Origin of the sequence: Knoellia aerolata DSM 18566 (genome assembly GCF_000768695.1) — a bacterium.
Classification (GTDB): domain Bacteria; phylum Actinomycetota; class Actinomycetes; order Actinomycetales; family Dermatophilaceae; genus Knoellia; species Knoellia aerolata.
In genome coordinates, this window is record NZ_AVPL01000001.1 from 58,674 (window position 1) to 82,364 (window position 23,691).

Here is a 23,691-nt window from a genome sequence, read left to right on the forward strand (position 1 = left end):
GCGCCCCATGCCTGCCACTGAGGTCCTGACCGCGACCGAGGCCACCCCGCACCGCGCCGACCCGTTGCTCGAGGTCGAGGACCTGGCCGTCGAGTTCCGGACCCGGGACGGGGTCGTGCGCGCCGTCGACGGCGTGAGCTACCACGTCGACGCGGGGGAGACCCTCGCGATCCTCGGGGAGTCCGGGTCCGGCAAGAGCGTCGGCGCGCAGGCGGTCATGGGACTCATCGACTCCCCGCCGGGGTACGTCACCCGTGGCAGCATCCGCTACCGGGGCCGGGAGCTGCTCGAGCTCGACGAGGGCGGGATGCAGCGGATCCGGGGACGGCACGTCGCCATGGTCTTCCAGGACGCCCTGAGCTCGCTCAACCCGGTCTTCACCGTCGGTGACCAGATCGCGGAGATGTACCGCGTGCACGAGGGCGCGTCGCGCGCCGAGGCGCGACGTCGAGCCGTCGAGATGATGGACCGGGTGCACATCCCGGCGGCGGAGCGTCGCTACGGGGACTACCCGCACCAGTTCTCCGGCGGCATGCGGCAACGCATCATGATCGCGATGGCCCTCTCGCTGGGCCCGGACGTCCTCATCGCCGACGAGCCGACGACCGCGCTCGACGTCACCGTCCAGGCCCAGATCATGGACCTGCTCGCCGAGCTCCAGCGCGACACGACCATGGCGCTCGTCCTCATCACGCACGACCTCGGGGTGGTCGCCGACGTGGCCGACCGGATCGCCGTGATGTACGCCGGCCGCGTCGTCGAGCAGGGTGCGGTGAGCGCCCTCTACGAGAGGCCGGCCCATCCCTACACCCTCGGCCTCATCGAGTCGATCCCCCGCATGGACGACGAGCGTGACGAGCTCGTCCCCATCCCCGGGGCCCCGCCGAGCCTCATGCGCATCCCGCCGGGGTGCTCGTTCCACCCGCGCTGCCCGATGGCCCAGGACGTGTGCGCCGAGGACGACCCACCCCTGTATGCCGTGCAGCCGGGTCGCGAGTCGGCCTGCCACTTCTGGGAGGAGGTCCTGACCAGCCATGGATGAGCCGATGCTGAAGGTACGAGGCCTGGTGAAGCACTACCCGCTGACCCAAGGAGTGGTCCGCAAGAAGCAGGTCGGGACCGTGCGCGCCGTCGACGGCGTGGACTTCGACCTGCGCGCCGGGGAGACGCTGGGTCTGGTGGGTGAGTCCGGCTGCGGGAAGTCCACGGTCGCCAAGCTGGTGCTGCGCCTCGAGGAGGCCACCGCCGGACAGGTCCTCTTCGAGGGCGAGGACGTCTACGCCATGTCGGCGCGCCGGCTCCGGGAGCTGCGTCGCGAGATCCAGATCGTGCTGCAGGACCCGTACTCGTCGCTCAACCCGCGGATGACGGTCGGAGACCTCGTGGCGGAACCGTTCGCCGTGCACCGGGCGGTCGCCCCCAAGGACTCGTGGCGGCGCCGCGTCCAGGAGCTGCTCGAGCGCGTGGGCCTCGACCCGGACCACGTCAACCGGTATCCGCACCAGTTCTCCGGCGGCCAGCGCCAACGCATCGGGATCGCGCGGGCGCTCGCCCTCGACCCCCGGGTGATCGTCTGCGACGAGGCGGTCTCGGCGCTCGACGTCTCGGTGCAGGCCCAGGTCATCAACCTCCTGCGCCAGCTGCAGGCCGACCTCGGTCTGGCCTACCTGTTCATCGCGCACGACCTCTCGGTGGTGCGACACATCAGTGACCGGGTGGCGGTGATGTACCTCGGCAAGGTCGTGGAGGTCGGGGAGCGCTCGGACGTCTTCACCGAGCCCGGCCACCCCTACACGCAGGCCCTCCTCTCCGCGGTGCCGAGCCCGGACCCGCGCCGGGCGGGAGGAGGAGAGCGCATCGTGCTCGAGGGCGACGTGCCCAGCCCCGCGGACCCGCCGTCGGGCTGCCACTTCCGGACGCGGTGCTGGAAGGCCCAGGACCGCTGCGCCACGGACGAACCTCGCCTCGAGGTCCGGGCTGCCGGCCACCCGGACGCATGCCACTTCTCGGAGATCCGGCACGTGACCCGCTGAGGCGGGGTGGCCAAGCCGGGTGAGGAGGCCATGATGGGTGCCATGAACCGCCGGGTGCTCCTCATCGACGACGATCCCCGGATCCGTCAGGTGCTCGGGCTCGCCCTGCGCGGCGAGGGCTACACGGTGGACGTCGCGGAGACGGCCGCCGCGGGGCTGGCGACGCTGGAGGATAACCCGCCCGACGTCGTGCTGCTCGACGTGATGCTGCCCGACGAGGACGGCTTCTCGGTATGCCGTCGGATCCGGTCACGCAGCCACGTCCCGGTCATCATGGTGACGGCACGCACCGACAGCCACGACGTCGTGGCGGGGCTCGAGTCCGGCGCGGACGACTACGTCAGCAAGCCGCTCATGGCCAAGGAGCTGTCGGCGCGGATCCGTGCCCTGCTCCGGCGAGCCGGCCCACGGCAGGACGAGACCGAGACGTTCACGGTGGGCGAGCTCACCATCCGGCTGCGCGAGGCAGAGGTGCTGCGGGACGGCATCCCCTTGTCCCTGACCCACACCGAGTTCAAGCTGCTGGCCGAGCTCGCCCGGGAGCAGGGCGGCGTCTGCAGCCGCGAGACCCTGCTGCAACGGGTGTGGGGCTACGACTACTTCGGTGACAGCCGCATCGTGGACGTGCACGTGAGCCGGCTCCGGGCGAAGGTCGAGCGCGACCCGAGCCACCCCCGGCACGTCGTCACCGTCCGTGGGCACGGTTACCGCCTGGTCCCGTGACCGGGTTCCCGCGGCCGTGGACCGACGGCCGATGGCGCCGGGTCAGCCTGCGGACCCGCGTGGAGCTCGCGCTGGCCGCCACCGCGGTGCTCGTGCCGCTGGTGCTGTCGGTCACGGTCTGGACGGTCGTGACCGGCTACGTCGTCGGTCAGCGGGAACGCGCGGCGCTGGCCCAGGCCGAGAGCAACGTCACCGTGGTGGGGTCCGCCCTCGAGCGTCCGGAGCCCTCCGTCCCGGACGTCCTCGAGGGCCTGCCCCGCGCCACCGACACCGCGATCCTCCTGCGCCACCGTGGCGAGTGGTACGGCACGTCGCTGGCGACGGACCCGGAGGCGCTTCCGTCCGCCTTCCTCGACGTGGTGACCTCCGGCACGGCGGCGTCGCAGCGCGTCGAGCTCGGTGACGGCCCCGTCCTGCTGGTCGGCCTGCCCGTCGGGGGCATGACCTACATCCAGGTCTTCCCGCTCGTCGAGCTCGACGAGACGCACCGGACCCTGAGCGCTGCCCTGCTGGGCCTCAGCACCGCGGCGGCCGCGGCCGGGGTGCTGCTGGGGCGGGTGGCCGGTCGGCGGGCGCTCGCCCCGCTCACCCCCGTCATCGAGGCGACCCGGTCGATCGCCGCGGGGAACCTCACGACGCGTCTCGACGCCGCCGGGGACCCCGACCTGGACGAGGTGGCGCGGGCGTTCAACAGCACCGCGGAGCGTTTGCAGCAACGCGTGGCCGAGGACGAGCGCTTCGCCGGTGACGTGAGCCACGAGATGCGCACGACGCTCATGGCGATGCTCAACGCCTTCGAGCTCGTCGAGTCGGGTCCTGCGCTGCCGAGGCGCTCGCAGGAGCCGTTCGCACTCCTCGGCAGGGAGCTGCGACGCTTCTCGGTCATGGTCGAGGAGCTCCTCGAGATCTCACGTGCAGGCGACGGCGACGGCGAGCTGGTGCTGGAGCAGGTGGTGATCGGCGAGCTGGTCGCGGCGGCCGCCGACCGCACCGCCGGCCGGCCCGTCACCCACGTCTCGCCCCGCGTCGAACGGCGCCGGATGCGGGTCGACAAGCGACGGATCGTGCGAGCCGTGACCAACCTCGTGCACAACGCCGAGATCCACGGGAGTGGGGTCGTGCAGGTGGCCGTGGAGCCGTATGCCCAGGGGGTGCGGATCTTCGTGGACGACGCCGGCCCGGGTGTGCCGCCCGACCGCCGTGAGCGCATTTTCCAGAGGTTCGCGACCGACACCCCGGGAGGTGTCGGGCTGGGGCTGTCGATCGTCGCCCGGCACGTCAGCCAGCACGGCGGGGCGGTGTGGGTCGGGGACCGCCCCGGCGGTGGCGCCCGGTTCGTCGTCGAGCTGCCGGGGGAGGGGTCGTGACGGTGGGCGGCCGAGTCGTGGCCCTGTGCGCGGTGAGCCTCCTCGTCTCCGGGTGCGGGGTGCCGCTCCAGGACGAGCCGCAGCGCATCGAGCGGGCTCGCGCCACCCCCGACCCGAGCGCCCCGAGTGCCGAGGCCGGGCAGCGCGACGCCACGATCTTCCTCGTGCGCGGCAACCGTCTGGAGCCGGTGCGACGGGTGCTCCAGCGCTCGGACGGCGCCGAGCTGCTGCGAGCCCTCTTCGGGGGCCCGGCGGACGCCGAGCGGCGCCGGGGGATCCGGTCGGCCATCCCGACGGGGGTGACCCCGGTCCAGGTGACCCGGACCGGCTCGGTCGCGGTCGTCGAGGCCCCGGAGCAGATCACCAGGGCCGGAGGGGAGGACCGGGTGCTGGCAGTGGCCCAGATCGTCTACACGCTCACCGCCTCCGACGGCGTGCGCAGCGTGCAGCTGACCCGCTCGGGCGCCCCGACCGCCGCTCCCTCCGGGGACGGACGGCTCGTGACCCGACCCCTCACCCGGGCCGACTTCATCGAGCGGGCGCCCGCCGGGTGACCCCCGGACCGCGGCGGGGGATCGGGACGGCGACGACGCCTTGGGCATTCGCGCACCCCTCGGCGCCGAGCGGGGTCAGGGGCAGGGCTCGACGTCCGGGCCGGCCAGGCGGGCGCGACGGTTCGACCGGGCCTGCCGGACGGAGTCGATCGTCAGCAGCACCAGCGCGACCCAGACGATCCCGAAGCCGACCCAGAGTGCCGGGGTGACGCGCTCGCCGAGGAGGACCACCCCGATGACGAGCTGGAGCATGGGCGTGAGGAACTGGATGAGCCCGATCGTCACGAGCGGGATCCGCCGGGCCGCGGCGGCAAAGAACAGCAGCGGGATCGCGGTGACGACACCGGCCGCCACGAGCAGCGACGTGTGCCACGCCCCCTGCCCGCCGAACGTCGTCGACCCCTGCGCGCCCAGCCAGACGAGCACCCCGACCGCCACCGGCGCGAGCACCATGGTCTCGACGGTGAGCGAGTGCATCGCGTCGAGCGTGGCCCCGACCTTCTTCTTGACGAGCCCGTAGAAGGCGAACGAGAACGCCAGCGACACCGCGATCCACGGGAACTCGCCACCGGCCACCGTGAGGTAGACCGCGGCCACCGCACCGACGGACACCGCGGCCCACTGCAGGGGACGCAGCCTCTCGCGCAGCACGAGCACGCCCAGCGCGACCGTGACGATCGGGTTGAGGAAGTAGCCGAGCGCCGCGGCATACGTCCGCCCGGTGATGACGGCGAGGACGTAGATGACCCAGTTGGCCGCGATGAGCAGGGCGGCGACGGTCAGCCCGCCGAGCAGGCGTGGCCGGGAGGCGACCGTCCGCAGCCACCCGAAGTCGCGCCGCACCAGCAGCACCAGCGCACAGAAGCCGAGCGTCCACAGGATCCGGTGGGCGAGGATCTCGAACGCTCCGGACGGCTTGAGCGCGTGGAAGTAGAGGGGGAACAGGCCCCAGATCCCGTAGGCCAGGAAGGCGAAGACCGTGCCGCGCCTCAGCTCACCTGCGTCACCCGCGAGGGGCGGGCTCACGCCCCTGTCACCGGAGGGCGCACGCTCACGCGACGGTCCAGGTGTCGCGACCGCGGAGCAGCGACGCGAGGTCGTCGTCGGTGGCGGGACCACCGGCGGTGTCGACGGCCGCGCGGATCTGCGCGCGCACCCCGTCGTCGTACGTCGGACGCGACACCGACCGGAAGATCCCCATCGGCACGTGCGTCATCTCCGGGGAGTCGAGGCGCGACAGGGCGAAGGCCTGGCTGGGGTCCTCCGCGCCCGCCTCGTGGACCACCACATCGGCACCAGCGGCGTCGGCCGAGGCGACGAACTCGAGGCGACCACCCGGCATACGGACGAGGACCTTGCGGTCGTCCTCGGGGCCGACCCCGACCGGCTCGCCGTCGAGCAGGTGCACGATGCGGGCCTCCTGCTGGGTGCGGTCCTTGATGAGGTCGAACGCGCCGTCGTTGAAGATCGGGCAGTTCTGGTAGATCTCGACGAGCGAGGTGCCGCGGTGCTCGGCAGCGGCCCGCAGGATCGCGGTGAGGTGCTTGCGGTCGCTGTCCATCGTGCGCGCGACGAACGTCGCCTCCGCCCCCAGGGCGAGCGAGACCGGGTTGAACGGCTGGTCGACCGACCCGAGCGGCGAGGACTTCGTGACCTGTCCGACCTTCGAGGTGGGGGAGTACTGGCCCTTGGTCAGGCCGTAGATCTCGTTGTTGAACAGCAGGATCGTCATGTTGACGTTGCGCCGCAGCGCGTGGATGAGGTGGTTGCCACCGATGGAGAGCGCGTCGCCGTCGCCGGTGACCACCCACACGTTCTGGTCCGGCCGCGACGTGGCGAGGCCGGTCGCGATCGCCGGCGCGCGTCCGTGGATCGAGTGCATGCCGTAGGTGTCGAGGTAGTACGGGAAGCGCGAGGAGCAGCCGATGCCGGAGACGAAGGTGATGTTCTCGCGCTTGAGACCGAGCTCGGGCAGGAACGACTGCACCGCGGCGAGGATCGCGTAGTCGCCGCATCCGGGGCACCAGCGCACCTCCTGGTCGGAGGTGAACTCGCGCTTGGTCTGCGGGGGCGCGTCCGCGGCGAGCAAAGGTATGCCGGCGAGCCCGCTCGGGCGGGCGGCCCCGGGGGCGTGCGTGGTCTGGTCGGTGGTGGTCATGAGACCTCCTCGAGGTGGGTGAGGATGACGTCGGCGAGGTCGACCGTGGAGAACGGCAGGCCGCGCACCGACGTGTGGGGGCGGACGTCGACGAGGAACCGCGCACGCAGCAGCATGGACAGCTGGCCGAGGTTCATCTCCGGCACGACGACCCGGTCGTAGGCGCGCAGGACGTCGCCGAGGTTGGCGGGGAACGGGTTGAGGTGGCGCAGGTGCGCCGACGCGACGTCGTGACCCGCGTTGCGGACCGCGCGCACGGCCGCGGCGATCGGCCCCTGGGTCGAGCCCCAGCCCAGCACGAGCACCCGTGCGGCACCGGACGGGTCCTCGACGACGACGTCCGGGATGCCCGCGATGCCGGCGACCTTGGCGGCGCGCAGCCGCGTCATCCGGTCGTGGTTGTCCGGGTCGTAGGAGATGTTGCCGGTGACGTCCGCCTTCTCGATCCCGCCGATGCGGTGCTCGAGACCGGGTGTGCCCGGGACGGCCCACGGGCGGGCGAGGGTCTCCTCGTCGCGCAGGAACGGGTGGAAGACCGGCTCACCCTTGTCGTCGACGCCGTTCGGCTCGGCGGCGAACTCGACGCGGAGGTCGGGCAGGTCCGCGACGTCCGGCACCGACCACGGCTCGGAGCCGTTGGCGAGGTAGCCGTCGGAGAGCAGGAACACGGGGGTCCGGTATGCCGTCGCGATCCGGACCGCCTCGATGGCGGCGTCGAAGCAGTCGGCCGGGGTGGACGGCGCGATGATCGGGACCGGGGACTCCCCGTTGCGGCCGAACATCGCCTGGAGCAGGTCAGCCTGCTCGGTCTTGGTCGGAAGGCCCGTCGACGGACCACCGCGCTGGACGTCGATGATGATGAGCGGCAGCTCGAGCGAGACGGCGAGCCCGATGGTCTCGGACTTCAGCGCGACCCCGGGTCCGGACGTCGTCGTCACGCCGATGGCGCCACCGAAGCTGGCCCCCAGCGCGATCCCGATGCCGGCGATCTCGTCCTCCGCCTGGATCGTCATGATGCCGTGGCGCTTGAGCGACGACAGCGCGTGGAGGATGTCGGACGCGGGCGTGATCGGGTAGGACCCGAGGACGAGCGGCAGCCTGGCCTGGTGCGCCGCGGCGACGAGGCCGTGAGCGAGGGCGGTGTTCCCGGTGATGTTGCGGTAGGTCCCGGGCGGCATGACCGCCGGTGCGATCTCGTAGCTCGACGCGAAGTCCTCGGTCGTCTCGCCGTAGTTCCACCCGGCCTTGAGCGCGGTGAGGTTGGCCTCGAGGATCTCGGGGTGGGCGCCGAACTTCTTCGTGAGGAAGCGCTCGGTGCCGGTGAGGGGACGGGTGTACATCCACGACAGGAGCCCGAGGGCGAACATGTTCTTGGCCCGCTCCTTCTCCTTGCGGGTCAGGCCGTCGAACTTCGCGAGCGCGTCCACGGTGATCGACGTCAGCGGCACCGCGTGGACGTGGAAGGACTCGAGGGTGCCGTCGTCGACGGGGCTCTCGGCGTAGCCGACCTTGCCGAGGTTGCGCTTGGTGAACTCGTCGGTGTTGACGATGATCGTCGCGCCACGCGGCACGTCGTCGAGGTTGGCCTTGAGGGCGGCCGGGTTCATCGCGACGAGGACGTCGGGGGCGTCACCGGGGGTGAGCACGTCGTGGTCGGCGAAGTGGAGCTGGAAGCTCGACACTCCGGGCAGCGTCCCCTGGGGTGCGCGGATCTCCGCGGGGAAGTTCGGCAGCGTCGAGAGGTCGTTGCCCATCGCCGCCGTCTCCGAGGTGAAGCGGTCCCCCGTGAGCTGCATCCCGTCGCCGGAGTCGCCGGCGAAGCGGATGACGACGCGATCGAGCTTCTGAACCGTCTTGCTGGACATGAACACCTGACTCGAGAGACGTCAGTCGGGCCTTTTGTCTCGTCTCGCCCGACGTGTGTCATCCCATCCTACGACCGAGGTGAGGCAAGCCTTGCGTGCGCCCACCGTGCGTCGGGGAGTGCTCCCCATTGTCGCGGGCACGGTGGGCCTGCGACCCTTGTGCCGGGGACGCACACGAGGGGGATCCGCATGACGTACGAGGTCGAGATCACGGACCTGCGCGACTCGGCCGACGCGGCCCGCTCCGCGGCCACCCAGCTCGGCACGCTGACGCCGGGCAGCCACCTCACCGCCGCGGGCACCGGGATCCCCGGTGCCGCCAGCGTTGCGGTCATGTCGCGAGTCAGCGCCTCGTGGACCACCGAGCTGTCCGACTGGGTCAAGGCCGCTCGGGGTTACGGGCGGACGCTCGACAGCAACGCCACCCAGTACGAGCTCGACGACGCGGCCGCCCGGGACGCCTTCGGGCCCCTCGGCGGGACACCCTGACCGTGGCGCTCACCTGGCGCGACGTCACGTCGTGGAGCCATGCCCCGTTCGCGACGGCCGAGGAGGAGCTGCGGACCACCCGGCGCGACATGCTGGACCTCGCCGACGAGCTCGCGACGATGGGCCTGCCGCGGCACTGGACCGGCTCGGCCGCCCGGGCGTCGGGCAACCGGCTCACGGCGGTGACCGACGACCTCCGTGACGTCGTCGCCGAGGTGTCCGCGGCATACACCGCCGTCTGCGACGCTGCCGACGCCGTCCTCGGCGTGGTCAACGCGGTCGACGCGGCGCAGGAGTACGCCGGGATCAACGGTCTCGTCATCGGCGCCGACGGCGGGGTGTCGACGACGGAGCTCCTCGTCTGCACGATCGACGAGACCGAGGCGGACGGTGACGCCCGCCGGGCACGTCAGGCCCAGGTCGACGAGTGCGCCACCCGCATCGCGGAGGCGCTGCGCAAGGCCGAGGACGTCGACGCCGACCTCGGGGCCGTCCTGCGCGGCATCGAGAAGAACCGCATCGACGGGGGCGCGGGCACGCTCGCGCAGGCCTCGGCCATCGGTGAGGTCGAGGGCGACCTCACCGTGCTCAAACCCCCGCCGGGAGGCACGCCCGCGGAGAACGCCGCCTGGTGGGCGACCATGTCACCGGACGAGCGGGCGTTCGTCATCGCCCAGCACCCGGGGTGGATCGGCAGCCGTGACGGGGTGGACGCCGTGTCGCGCGACCTCGCGAACCGCACCCTGCTGGACGCTCGGCGGACCCACGTCGAGGACCGGATGGCCGAGATCGAGGCCGGCTGCTTCCGTCCGGACGGGTCCTTCGACGAGGCGTTCTACTGGAAGCACGCGGCCGAGTACACCGACCTCACGGAGGAGCAGGGGGCCATCGCGACCCTCGACGAGATGCTCGCGCGGCCGGGAGAGCACCAGCTGCTCGGGGTCGACTTCACGACCCCGCGCACCCAGGCCATCATCGCCAACGGCAACGTCGACACGGCCGACCACGTCGCCGTCTTCACCCCCGGGCTGACGTCGACGGTGGAGGGCATGGGCGGCTACGACTCGTCCATGGCGCAGCTCATGACCCGCACCGAGGACGAGCTCTTCCGACGCGGCGAGGCTGGCACGGTGGCCACGGTGACGTGGCTCGACTACCAGGCGCCGCAGTGGGGCACGACCTTCGCCGGGGACTCGGTGGCGCTGTCGGGGTCGGCCGAGGACGGCGGCCGGGACCTCTCGGCCTTCCTCACCGGCATCAACACCTCGCGGATGACCGACCCGGACCTCACCGGGCTTGCGCACTCCTACGGGTCGACGACGTTGGGGTACGCCCTGCAGCACGAGGGCGCCGGGGTGGACCGCGCGGTCTTCTTCGGCTCGCCGGGGCTCGGCACCGACGAGCTCGACAACCTCGATGTGCCGGGGGGTGCGGCGTACTACGCCGAGGCCAAGTGGGACCCCGTCGGCGACCTCGGACGGTTCGGCACCGACCCGTCCGGCCTCGAGGGGATCGCCCACCTCGAGACCGGCGACGCCGCCTCCGGCGACGGCCGCTCCTGGGAGGGCGTCACGGGCCACTCCGACTACCTCCAGGACGGCTCGACGAGCCAGTACTCCATGGCACAGGTGGTGGGCGGTCACCCGGAGGACGCGATCGAGGGCAAGAATGTGGGACTGCTCACCGACCCGCTGGACGCCCAGGACTGGTGGCCGGACTTCCTCCGATGAGAGACGACGACCCGATGCCACCACCCCGCCCGCCGACCCGCCGCCGACGCCGTCTTGCGGCGGTCATGACCGTGACGACCGCCGTGCTCATGGCACTGCTCACCGGATGCACAGGAGAGAACGTGGATGCACGACAGCAGCTCGAGTCCCGTCGCTCGTCGGCGGAGGCGGAGCGTGACAATCTCGCCCTGCTCACCGAGGTCCGAGCGGCCCTGAGTGAGGTCGCACCGGCACTGGAGTGGCGCTCGCCGGCGCCCACGGTCGAGTCCGGGTCGCTGTGCAAGAAGCCGTTCGACCGGGTCGACGGCGCCACGGCGCAGGTTCTCCAGAGCGGTGGCGCGTTCGGCCCCGTCCCCGACGCCGACTGGCCGCGGGCGTGGGAGGCGGTCAAGAAGGTGGCGGCCGCGCGCGGCTTCGGCGACGAGCACACCCTCAAGGACGAGCCGGGGGAGCACCAGGTGTCGCTCTACGACAAGGACGGCTCCGAGCTCTCCGTGGGCACGGGCGTCAACACCGTGGCCTCGGTCTACGGGGCCTGCCACCTCGAACGATGACGGCTGGCGAGGTCGGGCTCACGCCGGACCTGACGGGCTGCCGCTCGCTATGGTGACGGCATGACCGGATACGTCGCCGCCGCCGCGGTGCTCGCCACCGGCATCCTGCTCGTCATCGCGGCGTCCGGCGCACGCTGGCTGCTCGCGCCGAGGGCCGCGACGGCGGCCAAGCTCACGACCTACGAGTCGGGTGTCGACCCGGTGGGGGAGGGCTGGGCGCAGAGCCAGGTCCGCTACCTCTCCTACGCGTTCCTCTACGTCGTGTTCGCCGTCGACGCGGTCTACCTCTTCCCGTGGGCGTACGTCCTGCGTGACGCCGAGCTGGGCGCGGCGTCGCTGGTCGAGATCACCGTCTTCATCGGCATCATCGTCATCGGCCTGGTCCACGCGGCCCGCCGGGGTCTGCTGCGCTGGACGTGACCGCCGCGAGGTCACTGCGAGGTCACTGCCCGTCGGCCGCCGGCTGTCCTAGGGTGGCCACGTGAGCGTCGACGAGCCCGTGCTGCTGCCGATGCCGCGCGTCGGGCCGCTGGGCGAGCACGCCCCGAAGCCGATCCGGGTGGTGCTCAACTGGGGACGCCGCTACTCCCTGTGGGTCTTCAACTTCGGCCTCGCCTGCTGCGCGATCGAGTTCATCGCCGCCTCGATGGGACGGCACGACTTCATCCGGCTCGGGGTCATCCCGTTCGCGCCGGGCCCGCGCCAGGCCGACCTCATGATCGTCTCCGGGACGGTCACCGACAAGATGGCGCCGGCCATCCGCCGCCTCTACGACCAGATGCCCGAGCCCAAGTACGTCATCTCCTTCGGCGCCTGCTCCAACTCCGGTGGTCCCTACTGGGACTCCTACTCCGTCACCAAGGGCGTCGACCAGCTCATCCCCGTCGACGTCTACGTCCCCGGCTGCCCGCCCCGCCCCGAAGCCCTGCTGCACGGCATCATCCGGCTGCAGGAGCAGATCGCCGGTGAGAAGCTGTCGGGCCGCGGGATCGCCGACCGGCTCGGGGGCGCGGGCGCCGGGCACGACACCGGGACGGCCGCGCGCTACACCGCCCACCGCACCGGGTCGGCCGCCGAGGTCACCCGCGAGCGGGTCAGCAGGCCGCGCTGATGCTCGTCGTCCTCGGCCTGCTCGCGTTCGTCATCGAGTTCGCCTTCATGGTCGGCGTCTTCCTGCTCGCCTCCGGGGTGGCGGGTGGTGGCGTCGGGGGCGCCATCGCCGGCGTCCTCGCCGTCGTCGTCGTCGCCGCCCTGTGGGGGCTCTTCGTCGCGCCCAAGGCGCGTCGTCGCATCCCCAGGGTGCCGCGGGCGCTCGCGGCCGGTGGGGCCGTGGGTGTCGTCGGTGCCGGTCTCCTCGGCCTGGGCCACCAGCGTTTCGGGCTCGTCCTCATCGGCGCGGGGCTCGTCCTCGTCCTCGCCCAGATCGCGCTCGACGACGTCGTCGCACCCTCACGCTGACCGTCAGCGTCCGCAACCCTGGTCGGGAACCCGACCACCTTTGCGGACGCAAGGAGGGAGCGCGCCGGGAGCGGACGGCATACGGGTGTCGGGTATGGACTTGGCAAAGGCGACGTCCACCGGATGCGGCGGATGCACCGGCGGCCCTAGGTTGCGAGCACCAGCCCTCGCGATCCTTGGGAGACGTCCATGACGACAGTTCGAGCGATGAGTGTGGTCGCGGCGTGTGCCGCCGCGACGAGCCTCGTCATCAGCGCAGCACCGGCGCAGGCCGCCACCTCGTACGTCGCCCTGGGCGACTCGTACTCGTCGGGCACGGGCACGCGCAGCTACCTCAGTGACGGCACGACCTGCCAGCGCTCCGCGCTCGCCTACCCCTCCCTCATCGCGGCGGCCCAGGGGCTCACGCTGAACTTCCGGGCCTGCTCGGGCGCGACCGTCGCCGACGTCACCACCACCCAGCTCGGTGCGCTCACGTCGTCGACCACCCACGTCAGCATCTCGGTCGGCGGCAACGACGCCGGGTTCGCCAACGTCCTCACCGAGTGCGCCAAGCCCGCGTGGGCGAGCAACTGCAACGGGGCCATCGACACGGCGCAGAGCTACATCACCAACGTCCTGCCCGGCCGGCTCGCCACCCTCTACTCGAGCATCCGCAGCAAGGCCCCCAACGCCAAGGTCGTCGTCGTCGGCTACCCGCGGATCTTCCAGGGCGAGGACTGCAACGCCTTCACCTGGTTCTCGCCGACCGAGGAGGCCCGGCTCAACCAGATGGCCGACCTCCTCAACGGCAGGACGTCAACAGCGGCTGGCGCCAAGGCTTTCGGCTTCGCCAACCCCACGTCACGCTTCATCGGTCACGCGGTGTGCGACGACGTCGAGTGGATCAACGGACTCTCCAGCCCGATCAGTGAGAGCTACCACCCGAACCGTCCCGGCCACAGCTCGGGCTACGCCCCGGCGGTGAGCACCCCGCTCACCGGGTCCGCCTTCACGACCTCGACGGCCACGCTGCAGCGGGCGGCCGCCTCGGCCGACCGCCTCGCGGCCCAGCAGCGGACGTACGCCGCGCGGGACGCGAGCATCGCGCCGGAGCAGGTCCTCGCCCCGGACCTCGGCTCGCCGCAGGTCAGGGCGGCCGCTGCTCGAGCCGGTGTCGACCTCTCCTCGCAGGCCAGCATCGACCGGGCCGACCGCGTGTATGCCGCCCGCCAGGCGGCCGAGTACGCCGCGCGCCGCTGACGGGCGTCGTCTCCACCGCTCCACCCCCAGCGTCCGCAGAGATGGTCGGGTTCTCGACCATGTCTGCGGACGGTGGCGGGCGCGAGGCGGCCGAGGACACCTAGGCTCGCCGCATGAGCGAGGCGGAACCGGTGGGGGCGTCGTGCTGATCGCCCTGCTCGTCGCCGCGGCCGTGCATCTGGGCTTCCAGCTGGCCATCACCCTCGTCGCCTATCCAGCCCTGCTGGCGACGTCCGACACCGAATGGCCCGCCGCGCACGCCGCGCACGGGCGGCGCATAGCCCCGCTGGTCGCCGTGGTCTACGGGGCGCTCGGCGTCACGGTCGTCGGCGCGTTGCTCACGTCCCCCTCTCCCGCGGTGGTCGTCGCCGCGTCGGCCTGTGCGGTGGCGGTCCTCAGCACGGCGGCGGTGGCCGCACCGACCCACGGCCGGCTCGGCGAGGGCCGCACCGGCGAGCTCATCCGCCGTCTCACGCTCGCCGACCTCGTCCGCACCGCAGCCGCCGCCGTCGCCGCGGTCGCCGCAGCGGTGGCGGTCGTCAGGGGTGGCTAGGCTGCGCGGGTGAGCACCGACGAGCTGCGTGGGGTCGCCCCGGACGACTGGCACGACGCCGTCGCCGCCGCCCGCGCGCAGCGCTTCACCTTCTTCGACTGGCTCAGCGCGGTCGACCGCACCTACGACGAGGCGGCACCCGGCTACGACGTCGTCCTCCGGGTGCTCGCGTTCCCGCGCCTCGACCCGGTCGTGGGCGAGGAGATCACGCACTTCCGCGGCCTGCGGCTCACCACCCGGGTCCCGGAGGGCGTCGCCCTCGCGTCCGTCACCGACGTGTATGCCGGCGCCGCCTGGCACGAGCGCGAGACGCACGAGATGTTCGGGGTCGAGTTCGCCGGCTTCGACGACGGGTCGGGCCTGGGCCTGCGCCCGCTGCTCCTCCCCGACGGCTTCGAGGGCACACCGCTGCGCAAGTCGTTCGTCCTCGCCGCCCGCGCGTCCAAGCAGTGGCCCGGCGGCAAGGAGCCGGGCGAGGGCCACGACTCCGCGAAGTCCCCGTCGCGGCGGCGCGTCCAGGCGCCCGGTGTCCCCGGGCCCGACTGGGGCCCTCGCTGACGCGGCGCCGCGAACGAGCGGACTCGTGTCGCCGTCACGATGTACGACGCCCGGAGCGAGGCCTCGACGGTGATCAGGCCGGTGAGCAGGCGGTCGACAGTCCGCGTGGTTGAGCCGTTCTGACCGGGGATGGGCGAAATGCCGCTGTCGCTCGGTGCCCACCACGCAGTGCCGTCGCCAACTAGGCTGCGCACGATGAGCGCGCTCGAGGTGGTCGTGAGGTCAGTGGCCGTGCTGGCCGCCTTTCTCGTGCTCCCACTGCTCGTCGGCCAGACCGAGCACAAGGTCATGGCCCACATGCAGGGACGACTCGGACCGATGTATGCCGGTGGGTTCCACGGGTGGGCCCAGCTCGTCGCCGACGGCGTGAAGTTCGCGCAGAAGGAGGACATCACCCCGCGCGCCGCCGACCGGACGATCTTCCGGATCGCCCCGTTCGTGGCCCTGGTGCCCTACCTCCTGGCCATGGCGGCGCTCCCGCTGCACGAGGGCGTGGCGGCCGTCGAGGTTCCGGCCAGCGCCGTCCTCCTCCTCGCTGCGACGAGCGTCGGCGCCCTCGGCACGCTCATGGCCGGCTGGGCGAGCGCCAACAAGTACGCCCTCCTCGGTGCGTTGCGCTCCGCCGCCCAGCTCGTCTCCTACGAGCTGCCGCTCGTCCTCTCCGTCGCGTCGGCCTGCCTCGCGGCCGGCACGCTCAGCCTCGCCGGGGTCGTCGAGGCGTGGTCGCCGTGGTGGCTCGTCTGGCAGCTCCCGGGCGCCGTCGTCTTCCTCGTCGCCGCCCTGGCCGAGCTGCAGCGGCCGCCGTTCGACATGCCCATCGCCGACGCCGAGCTCGTCATGGGGCCGTGGACCGAGTACACCGGGCTGCGGTTCGCGTTCTTCCTCCTCGCCGAGTACGCGGGGATCGTCGTCTTCTCGCTCCTCTTCGCGGTCCTCTTCCTCGGCGGCTGGCGTGGCCCGTTCAGTGACGAGCTCGGCTGGTTGTGGACCCTCCTCAAGGGCCTCGTCGTCGCCGTGCTCGTCATCTGGTTCCGCGTCGCCTGGCCGCGCATGCGCGAGGACCAGCTGCAGCGCCTCGCCTGGCTCGTGCTCCTGCCCGTCGCCCTGGCCCAGCTGGCCCTCACCGGAATAGGAGTGGTGGTGACGCGATGAACGCCCCGACCGACCACGGCCACGAGCACGGCCACGACCACGGTCATGACCACCGCGGCGGCAAGCCCGGCGCCAAGGGCATGCTGCCCGGCATACTCAAGGGCCTGGCGACGACGGCGAAGACCGCCACGCGCAGGGCCCACACCCGCGAGTACCCCGACGTCGCCCCCGAGCTCCCGCCGCGCAGCCGCGGTGTCATCGCGCTGCTGGAGGAGAACTGCACGAGCTGCATGCTCTGCGCCCGCGAGTGCCCGGACTGGTGCATCTACATCGACTCGCACAAGGAGACGATCCCCGCAACCACCGAGGGCGGACGCGACCGGCAGCGCAACGTCCTCGACGACTTCTCGATCGACTTCTCGCTGTGCATGTACTGCGGGATCTGCATCGAGGTCTGCCCGTTCGACGCGCTCTTCTGGAGTCCGCAGTTCGAGTACGCAGAGACCGACATCCGCGACCTCCTCCACGACAAGGAACGGCTCGGCGGCTGGATGGACACGGTGCCGCCACCACCGGCCCTGGACGAGCGGTCGGCCGAGCCGGCCGAGGTCGCCGCGGTCAACAAGCCGGCCCGGGCGCCGCGGGGCGCGGGGACGACGGGGACGTCCGGGGCCTCAGGAGCATGACCTCTCTCGACCTGGCGTTCGCCGCGTGCGGTCTGCTGGCGGTCGTCGCCGGCCTGCTCGCCGTGACGACACGGCAGGTCGTGCACGCCGCCCTCTGGCTCGTCGTCGCACTGCTCGGAGTGGCCGGGTGCCTGCTCGTCCTCGGGCACGAGCTCGTCGCCCTCGTGCTCGTGCTCGTCTACGTGGGGGCCGTCGTCGTGCTCGTCCTCTTCGCGCTCATGCTGACCCGGGCGCCGATCGGGCCGGACCTGGCCCACGCCGCGCCCGTCTGGCGGCAGGCCGCCGCGGCCGTGGCGGGGGCGGCGACGACGGCGCTGCTGCTCGCGGCCCTCGTGCCGGTGGCGGGGTCGGCCGTGGAGCGGCGCGAGATCTCCAACCAGGCTGTCGCGACCGAGCTCTTCGGGACATGGGTGTGGCCGTTCGAGGCGCTCTCGGTGCTGCTGCTCGCGGCCCTCATCGCCGCGCTCGCGATCTCCCGGGGACGCGCGGGGGAGGACACGTGATCCACCTCCTCGGGCCCTACGTCGTTGCCGCCCTGCTCGTCGGCCTCGGTGTCATGGGTGTGCTCGCCCGCCGCAACGCGGTCCTCGTGCTCGTCGGCGTCGAGCTGATCCTCTCGGGCTCGCTCGTCCTGCTCGTCGCGGCCGGCGCGACGGCGCCCTCACGCTGGGAGGCGTCGAGCGTCCTGCCGCTCTTCGTCATCACGATCGCGGCAGCCGAGGTCGTCGTCGCCCTCGCCGTCATCCTCACGGCCTTCCGCCACCGCGGCTCCATCGACATGGACGAGGCGCTGTGAGCGCGCTCCAGGTCTCGTACCTCCTCGTGCTCGTCCCCGCCCTCGCCGCCGTCGCGACCCTGGCGCTGCGACGGTGGCAGGGACCGGCGACGCTCGTCTCGGTCGGCGCCGCGCTCGTCTCGCTCCTGCTGGCGGTCGTCGGGCTCGTCGTGGCCCCGGTGCGCGGCACCGACCTCGTCCCCCTGCGCGGCTCGTACGCCGTCGGCGGGCTCGACCTCCCGCTCCAGCTGGGTGCCGGACCAGCGACCGCCGCGGTGGCCGCGGTCGTGGCCCTCGTCGCCGCGGCCGTGCTCGTCTTCACCCGCTGGTACCTCGCCGCCGACGACCGCCTCGCGGTTTTCGCCGCCACGGTCAGCCTCTTCACCGCCGCGATGATGCTCGTCGTCCACTCCCGCGACCTCGTCCTCACCGTCGTCGGGTGGGAGGTCATGGGCTGGTGCTCCTACCTCCTCATCGGGCACTGGTCGCGCAAGGAGTCGGCCCGGCGGGCGGCGCTCAAGGCCTTCCTCGTCACCCGCGTCGCCGACATCGGCTTCGTTCTGGGGGTCGTCGGCCTGTGTGCCGGTGCCGGCTCCACGGGGCTCGACACCGTCGTCGCCGCCTGGACCTCCGACGAGGCACCCGGCTCGCCCGCGCTGCGCTCGACCCTGCTCGTGCTCGTCGTCATCGGGGTGCTCGGCAAGTCGGCCCAGTTCCCCTTCCAGGACTGGCTGCCCGACGCCATGGAGGGCCCGACGCCGGCCTCGGCGCTCATCCACGCCGCGACGATGGTCGCCGCCGGGACCGTCGTCCTCGCCCAGCTGTTCGAGGTCCTCGTGCTCGCCGACGGCGCCCGCTGGGTGCTCGGCCTCGCGACGGCGGTGACGATGGTCGGGGCCGCGGTCCTCGCGCTCGGCCAGTCCGACCTCAAGCGGCTGCTCGCGTGGTCGACGGTGAGCCAGGTCGCGATCATGCTCTCCGCGCTCGCGACGACCACCCGGGACGTCGGCCCCGACCCCGCGCTGTTCCACCTCTGGTCGCACGCGATCTTCAAGTCGCTGCTCTTCCTCACCATCGGCTGGCTGTCGGTCATCGCCGGCTCGACGCTCGCGAGCGCCCTGCGCGGCGCGGGACACGGACACCCGCTCGCCCGGGTCGCGTGGCTCTTCGGCCTCCTCGCCCTCGCCGGTGCGCCCTTCGTCGTCGGCGGCCTGTCCAAGGAGCACGTCGTCGTCACGGCCTACGAGGGAGCGGCCAGCGCCGGCGGCCCCGGGGTCGTCGTCCTCGCCGCCCTCCTCGTCACCGTGGTCCTCACCGCCGCGTACGCCGTCCGCGCCCACCTCGTCGTCTCCGCCCCCGTGCCCAACTCGCCAATTCCCCCGTTGGGTCCGGACACGCCGGGGCCGAACGGGGGAATTGGCGAGAAAAGCACGGGACACGCCGGTATGCCGTCGGCCCCCGTGCTCGCGTCGCTCGCCGTGCTCACCGTGCTCACCGTCGTCGGGGGGCTCGTGCTGCTCACCGGGCTGTTCGACGTCCACGGTGCATCGGTGTGGTGGATGGTGCTGACGACCCTGCTCATCGTCATCGGCGGGGGGCTCGCCTGGCTCGCCCGCGGCTCCGGTGACCCGCGTGACCAGTTCGTCCGCACGCCCCGTCACCGGGCGCTGGCCGACTCCGGCTTCGGTGCCGACACGGCATACCGGGCCCTCGTGGCGCGGCCGGTGCTGGGACTGGCGCGGGTCGTCGCATTCCTCGACCGCGAGGTCGTCGACGGCTACGTGCGGGGGGCGGCAGCGTCGGCCGGTGTCGCGGGGTGGCTCGCCGAACGCGGTCACCGCCGCGAGTCGCCCTCTGCCGGACTCGGCCTCCTCGCCCTCGGACTGCTCGTCGCGGCCGGGACGGCGGTGCTCACATGGCGCTGATCCTCATGCTCCTCGTCCCCGGGGCCGTCGGGCTGTGGCTCGTCACCGGCGGTCGCGGACTCGACGCCCACACGGCTCGGGTCGTCGCCCTCGTCGCCGCCACGGTCGGGGGGCTCGCGGCCGTCGTCGCCGCCGCCATGCGCCCCGTCGTCGACCGGGCGTGGATCCCCGACCTCGGGGTGCGCTGGCACTTCGCGATCGACGGGATCAGTGCTCCCCTGGTCGTCCTCACCGCCGTCATCGGGGTCCTCGTCGTCGCGCACGCGTGGGTCGAGCAGCCGTGGACCGACACGCACCTCGGACTCCCCCGAGGGAGTGCCGCGACCTACCTCGGCGCGCTGCTGCTCGTCGAGACCGGTGCCCTGGCCGCCTTCGCCGCCCGCGACGCCGTCCTCTTCTTCATCGCCTTCGAGGTCGTCCTCGTCCCGATGTGGGTGCTCATCTCGCGCTACGGCGACCCGAAGAGCGCGGCGGCGCGGGCGGACGCGTCGGCGAGGTTCATCCTCTACACCGCCGTCGGGTCGACCCTCATGCTCGTCGGGATCCTGCTGCTCGTCGGCCAGGCCGGGACCGCCGACCTCGACGCCCTCCCCGCCGCGGCGGGCGCGCTCGGGCAAGGCCCGCAGACCCTCATCGCCGTCCTGCTCACCCTCGGGCTCGCCGTCAAGGTGCCGGTCTTCCCGCTGCACACCTGGCTGCCCGCGGCGCACACCACCGCACCGACCGCCGGGTCCGTCCTGCTGGCCGCCGTGCTGCTCAAGCTGGGCACCTACGGGCTGGTCCGGCTCCCGCTGGCGAACGTGCCGGACGGCTTCGCCCGGATCGCGCCGGGCCTCGCGATCGCGGGTGTCGTCGGCATCCTCTGGGGCGGGCTCATCTGCCTCGTGGAGCGGGACCTCAAGCGGCTCATCGCCTTCTCGTCGGTGGCGCACATGGGCTTCGTCGTCCTCGGCCTCGCCTCGGGGAGCGCGACCGGGCTGCAGGCCGCCCTCATCGGCAACATCGCCCACGGCGTCATCTCGGCCCTGCTCTTCGTCATCGTCGGCGGCCTCAAGCACCGCTGGGGCTCGGTCGACCTCGCGGTGGTGAGACCGGCGCTGCGCGAGGTGTCACCCCGACTCGGCTTCGCCCTCATCCTCGGGCTCGCGGCCGGCCTCGGCCTCCCCGGCCTCGCAGGCTTCTGGGGTGAGTTCCTCGCGCTCGTCGCGGCGTGGGAGCCCGCTCACCACGAGGGCGTGCTGCGCACCTGCGCGGTCATCGCCGCCGTGGGCGCGGCACTGGCTGCGGCCTACGCCCTGCGGGTCGCGCGCATCGTCTGGGTCGGCGACGCCGTCCCGGACGCCGCGACGGACGACCCGGTCGCGGGCGCGCTCGACCGCATCGACACCCGGACACCCGACACCCGCGGCGTCGAGCTCGCCGTCCTCGCCGTCCTCGTCGCCGCCGTCGTCACCATCGGCGTCGTGCCGCACACGGTCCTCTCCGTCACCGCCGCAGCCGCCGAGGCGCTCGTCGGGGGTGGGCGATGACCCTCGAGATGTCGTGGGGCCTGCTCCTCCCGGCGCTCCTCCCGGTCGCGGCGATGCTCCTCGTGCTCGTCGTCGACGCCGTCGCCCCCCGGGCCCGGCTGGCCGCCCCGGTCATCGGCGCCCTCGGGCTCGGTGGCGGCGCGGCCACCGCGCTCCCCGGGCTCGTCGGCACCGGCCCCCGGCTCACCCTCTGCACGCCCGCCCCGGAGGGCCGCTGCCTCTGGGACGGCGGGCCGCTGACGAGCACCCTGCAGGTCGCCGCCCTGCTCGCGACCCTCGCCGTGCTCGCCCTCGTCTCGATCCACCGGGCCGGGGTCATCGACGTCGTCCTGCTGCTCGCGTCCGCCAGCGGCGCCGCCGCCGTCGTCGCCTCCCGCGACCTCGGCACGTGGCTCGTCACGCTCGAGCTCGCGACCCTGCCCGTCATCGCGCTCGTCGCGTGGCGGGACCGCCGCGCCGCCGCGCACGGAGCGCTGACCCTGCTGACGACCTCCCTCGTCTCGTTCGGCCTGCTCGTCCTCGGCGCCGCCCTCTGGGTCACCGGCACCGGCGACCCGACGCTCACCGGCGACTCGCTCGCGACCGCCTGGGAGGTCCCCGAGCAGCGTGTCCTCGTCAGCCTCGCCACGGTCGTCCTCGTCGCCGGGCTGGCGTTCAAGATGTCGGCGGTGCCGTTCCACGCGTGGACGCCCACCACCCTGGCTGCGGGACCACTGCCGGTGTCGGCCCTGCTCGCGTCGGCGTCCAAGGTCGCCGCCGTCGGAGCGCTCATCGTCGTCCTCACCCCCTACGAGTCGGTCCTCGGCCTCAGCCCCGGGCCGCACGCCGTCGTCGCGGCCCTCGTCACCCTCACCGTCGCGTCGATGCTCGTGGGCACGGTCATGGCGCTGCGCCAGACCGAGGTCGTGCGCCTCCTCGCGTGGTCGACCGTCGCCCAGGCCGGCTGGGTGATCCTGCCGCTCACCGCGCTCACCGCCGCCGGCCGCCGGGCCGCCGCGGTCTACGTCGTCGTGTATGCCGTCGCCGGCCTCGTCGCCTTCGCTGCGGTCCGCGCCGTCCACGGACCGCACGTGGAGGACCGGCGGGACCTCACGGCATACCAAGGTCTGCTCCGTCGCGACCCGGTCGCCGGGGGGGCGCTCGCGCTCGCCCTGCTCGTCCTCGCCGGGCTGCCGCCGGGGGTCATCGGGCTCGTCGCGAAGATCGTCGCGATCCGGCCCGTCGTCTCGGCGGGGCTGTGGCCGGTGGCGGTCGTCGCCGTCGTCGCGGCCGTGCTCGGGATCGCCGTGTACGTACGGTGGTTCGCGGTGCTCATCGGCGAGCCCGGCGAGGACGCCCCGGCGCGGCAACGGTCGCGCCGCGCCAGCGTGGGCGTCGCCCTCGTCGGGTCGGCGGTCCTCGTGCTCGCCAGCGTCCTGCCGCAGCTGCTCGTCGGGCTGGTGTCGTGAGCGTGTCACTGGAACGATTCGTGCTCGACCAAGCGTTGGAGGGGACATGCACAACCATTTCAACGGACTGAAGACCGCGGGGCTCTTCGGCCTCATCTTCGGGCTGCTGCTCGCCCTCGGCTGGGCCGCGGCGGTCTACTTCGGCAACTCCACCTTCATCCTCGTCTTCGCCCTCATCGGCGTCGCCATGACGTTCTACTCGTACTGGAACAGCGACAAGCTCGCCATCAAGGCGATGCACGCCTTCCCGGTGAGCGAGACCGAGGCGCCGGGCATGTACCGCATCGTGCGCGAGCTCTCGACCAAGGCCGGGCAGCCGATGCCGCGCCTCTACATCTCGCCGACCGAGGCACCGAACGCCTTCGCGACCGGCCGCAACCCGCAGAACGCCGCCGTCTGCTGCACCCAGGGGATCCTCCAGCTGCTCGACGAGCGCGAGCTGCGCGGGGTACTCGGCCACGAGCTCATGCACGTCTACAACCGCGACATCCTCACCGGCTCCGTCGCCGCGGCCATCGCCGGCGTCATCAGCACCGTCGGCCAGATGCTGAGCTTCAGCGCGATGTTCGGCGGGGGCAACCGCGACAGCAACAACCCCGGCGGCGCGATCGCCGGCCTCGCGATGGCGATCATCGCCCCCATCGGCGCCATGGTCATCCAGCTGGCCATCTCGCGCACCCGCGAGTACGACGCCGACGAGGACGGCGCGACGCTCACCGGCGACCCGCTGGCGCTCGCGTCGGCCCTGGCCAAGCTCGAGGCCGGGGTGTCGCGGGCGCCGCTCGCCCCGACCAAGGACCTCGTCAACGCGAGCCACATGATGATCGCCAACCCGTTCCGCGCCCAGGACGTCTCCCGGCTCATGGCGACCCACCCGCCGATGGCCGAACGCATCGCGCGGCTCCAGGCCATGGCGACGGGCTTCCGGGGATACTGACGGCTCGGCTGCCCG

25 protein-coding genes are annotated in these 23,691 nt (G+C 72.7%); 22 read left to right on the forward strand and 3 right to left on the reverse strand.

What is annotated here, in order from left to right:
* The first annotated feature begins 7 nt into the window (after nt 1–7).
* From N801_RS00295 to N801_RS00315, 5 genes are read left to right on the forward strand one after another with little or no spacing between them, the layout of a single operon-like run.
* Nucleotides 8–1,042 carry an ABC transporter ATP-binding protein gene (locus tag N801_RS00295; protein WP_052112453.1) on the forward strand — a complete coding sequence of 345 codons (1,035 nt, stop codon included), beginning with the start codon at nt 8–10 and terminating at the stop codon, nt 1,040–1,042.
* Between the two features lie 4 nt (nt 1,043–1,046).
* Complete coding sequence (locus tag N801_RS00300) at nt 1,047–2,033, forward strand: ABC transporter ATP-binding protein (RefSeq protein WP_245618152.1); 987 nt, start codon at nt 1,047–1,049, stop codon at nt 2,031–2,033.
* A gap of 42 nt (nt 2,034–2,075) precedes the next feature.
* The gene (locus N801_RS00305) at nt 2,076–2,756 is read left to right on the forward strand and encodes a response regulator (protein WP_035931933.1); all 681 of its coding nucleotides are present in this window, start codon (nt 2,076–2,078) and stop codon (nt 2,754–2,756) included.
* Nucleotides 2,753–4,123 (forward strand): sensor histidine kinase, encoded by a 1,371-nt coding sequence (locus N801_RS00310; RefSeq protein ID WP_052112454.1) that lies wholly within the window; start codon nt 2,753–2,755, stop codon nt 4,121–4,123. Before N801_RS00305 ends, N801_RS00310 begins: the two co-directional genes overlap by 4 nt.
* Nucleotides 4,120–4,677: a GerMN domain-containing protein gene (locus N801_RS00315; RefSeq protein ID WP_035931588.1), complete on the forward strand. Its 558-nt coding sequence runs from the start codon at nt 4,120–4,122 to the stop codon at nt 4,675–4,677. Before N801_RS00310 ends, N801_RS00315 begins: the two co-directional genes overlap by 4 nt.
* A gap of 75 nt (nt 4,678–4,752) precedes the next feature.
* On the opposite strand, the gene rarD is transcribed toward N801_RS00315, so the two are convergent.
* Genes rarD through N801_RS00330 form a run of 3 tightly spaced genes read right to left on the reverse strand, consistent with a single transcriptional unit; the run spans nt 4,753 to nt 8,700 of the window.
* Nucleotides 4,753–5,703, reverse strand: coding sequence for an EamA family transporter RarD (gene rarD / locus N801_RS00320; RefSeq protein WP_052112455.1), 951 nt, complete (start codon nt 5,701–5,703; stop codon nt 4,753–4,755).
* A gap of 25 nt (nt 5,704–5,728) precedes the next feature.
* Nucleotides 5,729–6,835, reverse strand: a complete 1,107-nt coding sequence (locus N801_RS00325) for a 2-oxoacid:ferredoxin oxidoreductase subunit beta (protein ID WP_035931591.1) — start codon at nt 6,833–6,835, stop codon at nt 5,729–5,731.
* The gene (locus tag N801_RS00330) at nt 6,832–8,700 is read right to left on the reverse strand and encodes a 2-oxoacid:acceptor oxidoreductase subunit alpha (protein ID WP_035931939.1); all 1,869 of its coding nucleotides are present in this window, start codon (nt 8,698–8,700) and stop codon (nt 6,832–6,834) included. The genes N801_RS00325 and N801_RS00330 overlap by 4 nt, the downstream gene beginning before the upstream one ends.
* A 189-nt stretch (nt 8,701–8,889) precedes the next feature.
* On the opposite strand from N801_RS00330, the gene N801_RS00335 reads away from it, so the two are divergent.
* From N801_RS00335 to htpX, 17 genes are all read left to right on the forward strand, one after another.
* Nucleotides 8,890–9,189 (forward strand): hypothetical protein, encoded by a 300-nt coding sequence (locus N801_RS00335; RefSeq protein ID WP_035931594.1) that lies wholly within the window; start codon nt 8,890–8,892, stop codon nt 9,187–9,189.
* Between the two features lie 2 nt (nt 9,190–9,191).
* Nucleotides 9,192–10,919, forward strand: coding sequence for an alpha/beta hydrolase (locus N801_RS00340; RefSeq protein WP_052112456.1), 1,728 nt, complete (start codon nt 9,192–9,194; stop codon nt 10,917–10,919).
* A gap of 122 nt (nt 10,920–11,041) precedes the next feature.
* Nucleotides 11,042–11,473 (forward strand): LppA family lipoprotein, encoded by a 432-nt coding sequence (locus N801_RS19455; protein WP_169744193.1) that lies wholly within the window; start codon nt 11,042–11,044, stop codon nt 11,471–11,473.
* Nucleotides 11,474–11,533: 60 nt separating this feature from the next.
* Complete coding sequence (locus tag N801_RS00350) at nt 11,534–11,893, forward strand: NADH-quinone oxidoreductase subunit A (protein WP_035931598.1); 360 nt, start codon at nt 11,534–11,536, stop codon at nt 11,891–11,893.
* 91 nt (nt 11,894–11,984) lie between these two features.
* Entirely contained in the window at nt 11,985–12,584 is a 600-nt protein-coding gene (locus N801_RS00355; protein ID WP_035931946.1) for an NADH-quinone oxidoreductase subunit B, read from the forward strand.
* A complete protein-coding gene (locus N801_RS19460) occupies nt 12,584–12,931 on the forward strand; it encodes a DUF2568 domain-containing protein (RefSeq protein WP_052112458.1) in 348 nt (115 codons plus the stop codon). Before N801_RS00355 ends, N801_RS19460 begins: the two co-directional genes overlap by 1 nt.
* Before the next feature lie 189 nt (nt 12,932–13,120).
* Nucleotides 13,121–14,173: an SGNH/GDSL hydrolase family protein gene (locus tag N801_RS00365; RefSeq protein WP_035931601.1), complete on the forward strand. Its 1,053-nt coding sequence runs from the start codon at nt 13,121–13,123 to the stop codon at nt 14,171–14,173.
* A 142-nt stretch (nt 14,174–14,315) separates the two neighbouring features.
* Entirely contained in the window at nt 14,316–14,726 is a 411-nt protein-coding gene (locus N801_RS00370) for a hypothetical protein (RefSeq protein WP_035931604.1), read from the forward strand.
* Between the two features lie 9 nt (nt 14,727–14,735).
* A complete protein-coding gene (locus N801_RS00375; protein WP_035931606.1) occupies nt 14,736–15,284 on the forward strand; it encodes an NADH-quinone oxidoreductase subunit C in 549 nt (182 codons plus the stop codon).
* A 195-nt stretch (nt 15,285–15,479) separates the two neighbouring features.
* The gene (locus N801_RS00380) at nt 15,480–16,436 is read left to right on the forward strand and encodes a complex I subunit 1/NuoH family protein (RefSeq protein ID WP_035931608.1); all 957 of its coding nucleotides are present in this window, start codon (nt 15,480–15,482) and stop codon (nt 16,434–16,436) included.
* Between the two features lie 80 nt (nt 16,437–16,516).
* Entirely contained in the window at nt 16,517–17,062 is a 546-nt protein-coding gene (locus N801_RS00385) for a NuoI/complex I 23 kDa subunit family protein (protein WP_052112479.1), read from the forward strand.
* Nucleotides 17,059–17,565, forward strand: a complete 507-nt coding sequence (locus tag N801_RS00390) for an NADH-quinone oxidoreductase subunit J family protein (protein WP_035931611.1) — start codon at nt 17,059–17,061, stop codon at nt 17,563–17,565. Before N801_RS00385 ends, N801_RS00390 begins: the two co-directional genes overlap by 4 nt.
* Nucleotides 17,562–17,858 (forward strand): NADH-quinone oxidoreductase subunit NuoK, encoded by a 297-nt coding sequence (gene nuoK, locus N801_RS00395; RefSeq protein ID WP_035931615.1) that lies wholly within the window; start codon nt 17,562–17,564, stop codon nt 17,856–17,858. The genes N801_RS00390 and nuoK overlap by 4 nt, the downstream gene beginning before the upstream one ends.
* Nucleotides 17,855–19,762, forward strand: coding sequence for an NADH-quinone oxidoreductase subunit 5 family protein (locus tag N801_RS00400; RefSeq protein WP_035931618.1), 1,908 nt, complete (start codon nt 17,855–17,857; stop codon nt 19,760–19,762). The genes nuoK and N801_RS00400 overlap by 4 nt, the downstream gene beginning before the upstream one ends.
* Nucleotides 19,753–21,291: a complex I subunit 4 family protein gene (locus N801_RS00405; protein ID WP_035931620.1), complete on the forward strand. Its 1,539-nt coding sequence runs from the start codon at nt 19,753–19,755 to the stop codon at nt 21,289–21,291. Before N801_RS00400 ends, N801_RS00405 begins: the two co-directional genes overlap by 10 nt.
* Complete coding sequence (locus tag N801_RS00410; RefSeq protein WP_035931624.1) at nt 21,288–22,739, forward strand: proton-conducting transporter transmembrane domain-containing protein; 1,452 nt, start codon at nt 21,288–21,290, stop codon at nt 22,737–22,739. The genes N801_RS00405 and N801_RS00410 overlap by 4 nt, the downstream gene beginning before the upstream one ends.
* 46 nt (nt 22,740–22,785) lie before the next feature.
* The gene (htpX, locus tag N801_RS00415; protein ID WP_035931626.1) at nt 22,786–23,676 is read left to right on the forward strand and encodes a zinc metalloprotease HtpX; all 891 of its coding nucleotides are present in this window, start codon (nt 22,786–22,788) and stop codon (nt 23,674–23,676) included.
* Nucleotides 23,677–23,691 lie beyond the last annotated feature (15 nt).

Excerpts from the sequence above, each read along its gene's own strand:
- htpX (WP_035931626.1), top strand. The coding sequence starts at position 22,786 with ATGCACAACCATTTCAACGGACTGAAGACCGCGGGGCTCTTCGGCCTC.
- N801_RS00325 (WP_035931591.1), bottom strand. The coding sequence starts at position 6,835 with ATGACCACCACCGACCAGACCACGCACGCCCCCGGGGCCGCCCGCCCG.
- N801_RS00300 (WP_245618152.1), top strand. The coding sequence starts at position 1,047 with ATGCTGAAGGTACGAGGCCTGGTGAAGCACTACCCGCTGACCCAAGGA.
- N801_RS00305 (WP_035931933.1), top strand. The coding sequence starts at position 2,076 with ATGAACCGCCGGGTGCTCCTCATCGACGACGATCCCCGGATCCGTCAG.
- N801_RS19460 (WP_052112458.1), top strand. The coding sequence starts at position 12,584 with ATGCTCGTCGTCCTCGGCCTGCTCGCGTTCGTCATCGAGTTCGCCTTC.
- N801_RS00410 (WP_035931624.1), top strand. The coding sequence starts at position 21,288 with ATGACCCTCGAGATGTCGTGGGGCCTGCTCCTCCCGGCGCTCCTCCCG.
- N801_RS00335 (WP_035931594.1), top strand. The coding sequence starts at position 8,890 with ATGACGTACGAGGTCGAGATCACGGACCTGCGCGACTCGGCCGACGCG.
- N801_RS00355 (WP_035931946.1), top strand. The coding sequence starts at position 11,985 with ATGCCGCGCGTCGGGCCGCTGGGCGAGCACGCCCCGAAGCCGATCCGG.
- N801_RS00385 (WP_052112479.1), top strand. The coding sequence starts at position 16,517 with ATGCTGCCCGGCATACTCAAGGGCCTGGCGACGACGGCGAAGACCGCC.
- N801_RS00350 (WP_035931598.1), top strand. The coding sequence starts at position 11,534 with ATGACCGGATACGTCGCCGCCGCCGCGGTGCTCGCCACCGGCATCCTG.
- N801_RS00365 (WP_035931601.1), top strand. The coding sequence starts at position 13,121 with ATGACGACAGTTCGAGCGATGAGTGTGGTCGCGGCGTGTGCCGCCGCG.
- N801_RS00405 (WP_035931620.1), top strand. The coding sequence starts at position 19,753 with ATGGCGCTGATCCTCATGCTCCTCGTCCCCGGGGCCGTCGGGCTGTGG.
- N801_RS00390 (WP_035931611.1), top strand. The coding sequence starts at position 17,059 with ATGACCTCTCTCGACCTGGCGTTCGCCGCGTGCGGTCTGCTGGCGGTC.
- N801_RS00380 (WP_035931608.1), top strand. The coding sequence starts at position 15,480 with ATGAGCGCGCTCGAGGTGGTCGTGAGGTCAGTGGCCGTGCTGGCCGCC.
- N801_RS00330 (WP_035931939.1), bottom strand. The coding sequence starts at position 8,700 with ATGTCCAGCAAGACGGTTCAGAAGCTCGATCGCGTCGTCATCCGCTTC.
- N801_RS00295 (WP_052112453.1), top strand. The coding sequence starts at position 8 with ATGCCTGCCACTGAGGTCCTGACCGCGACCGAGGCCACCCCGCACCGC.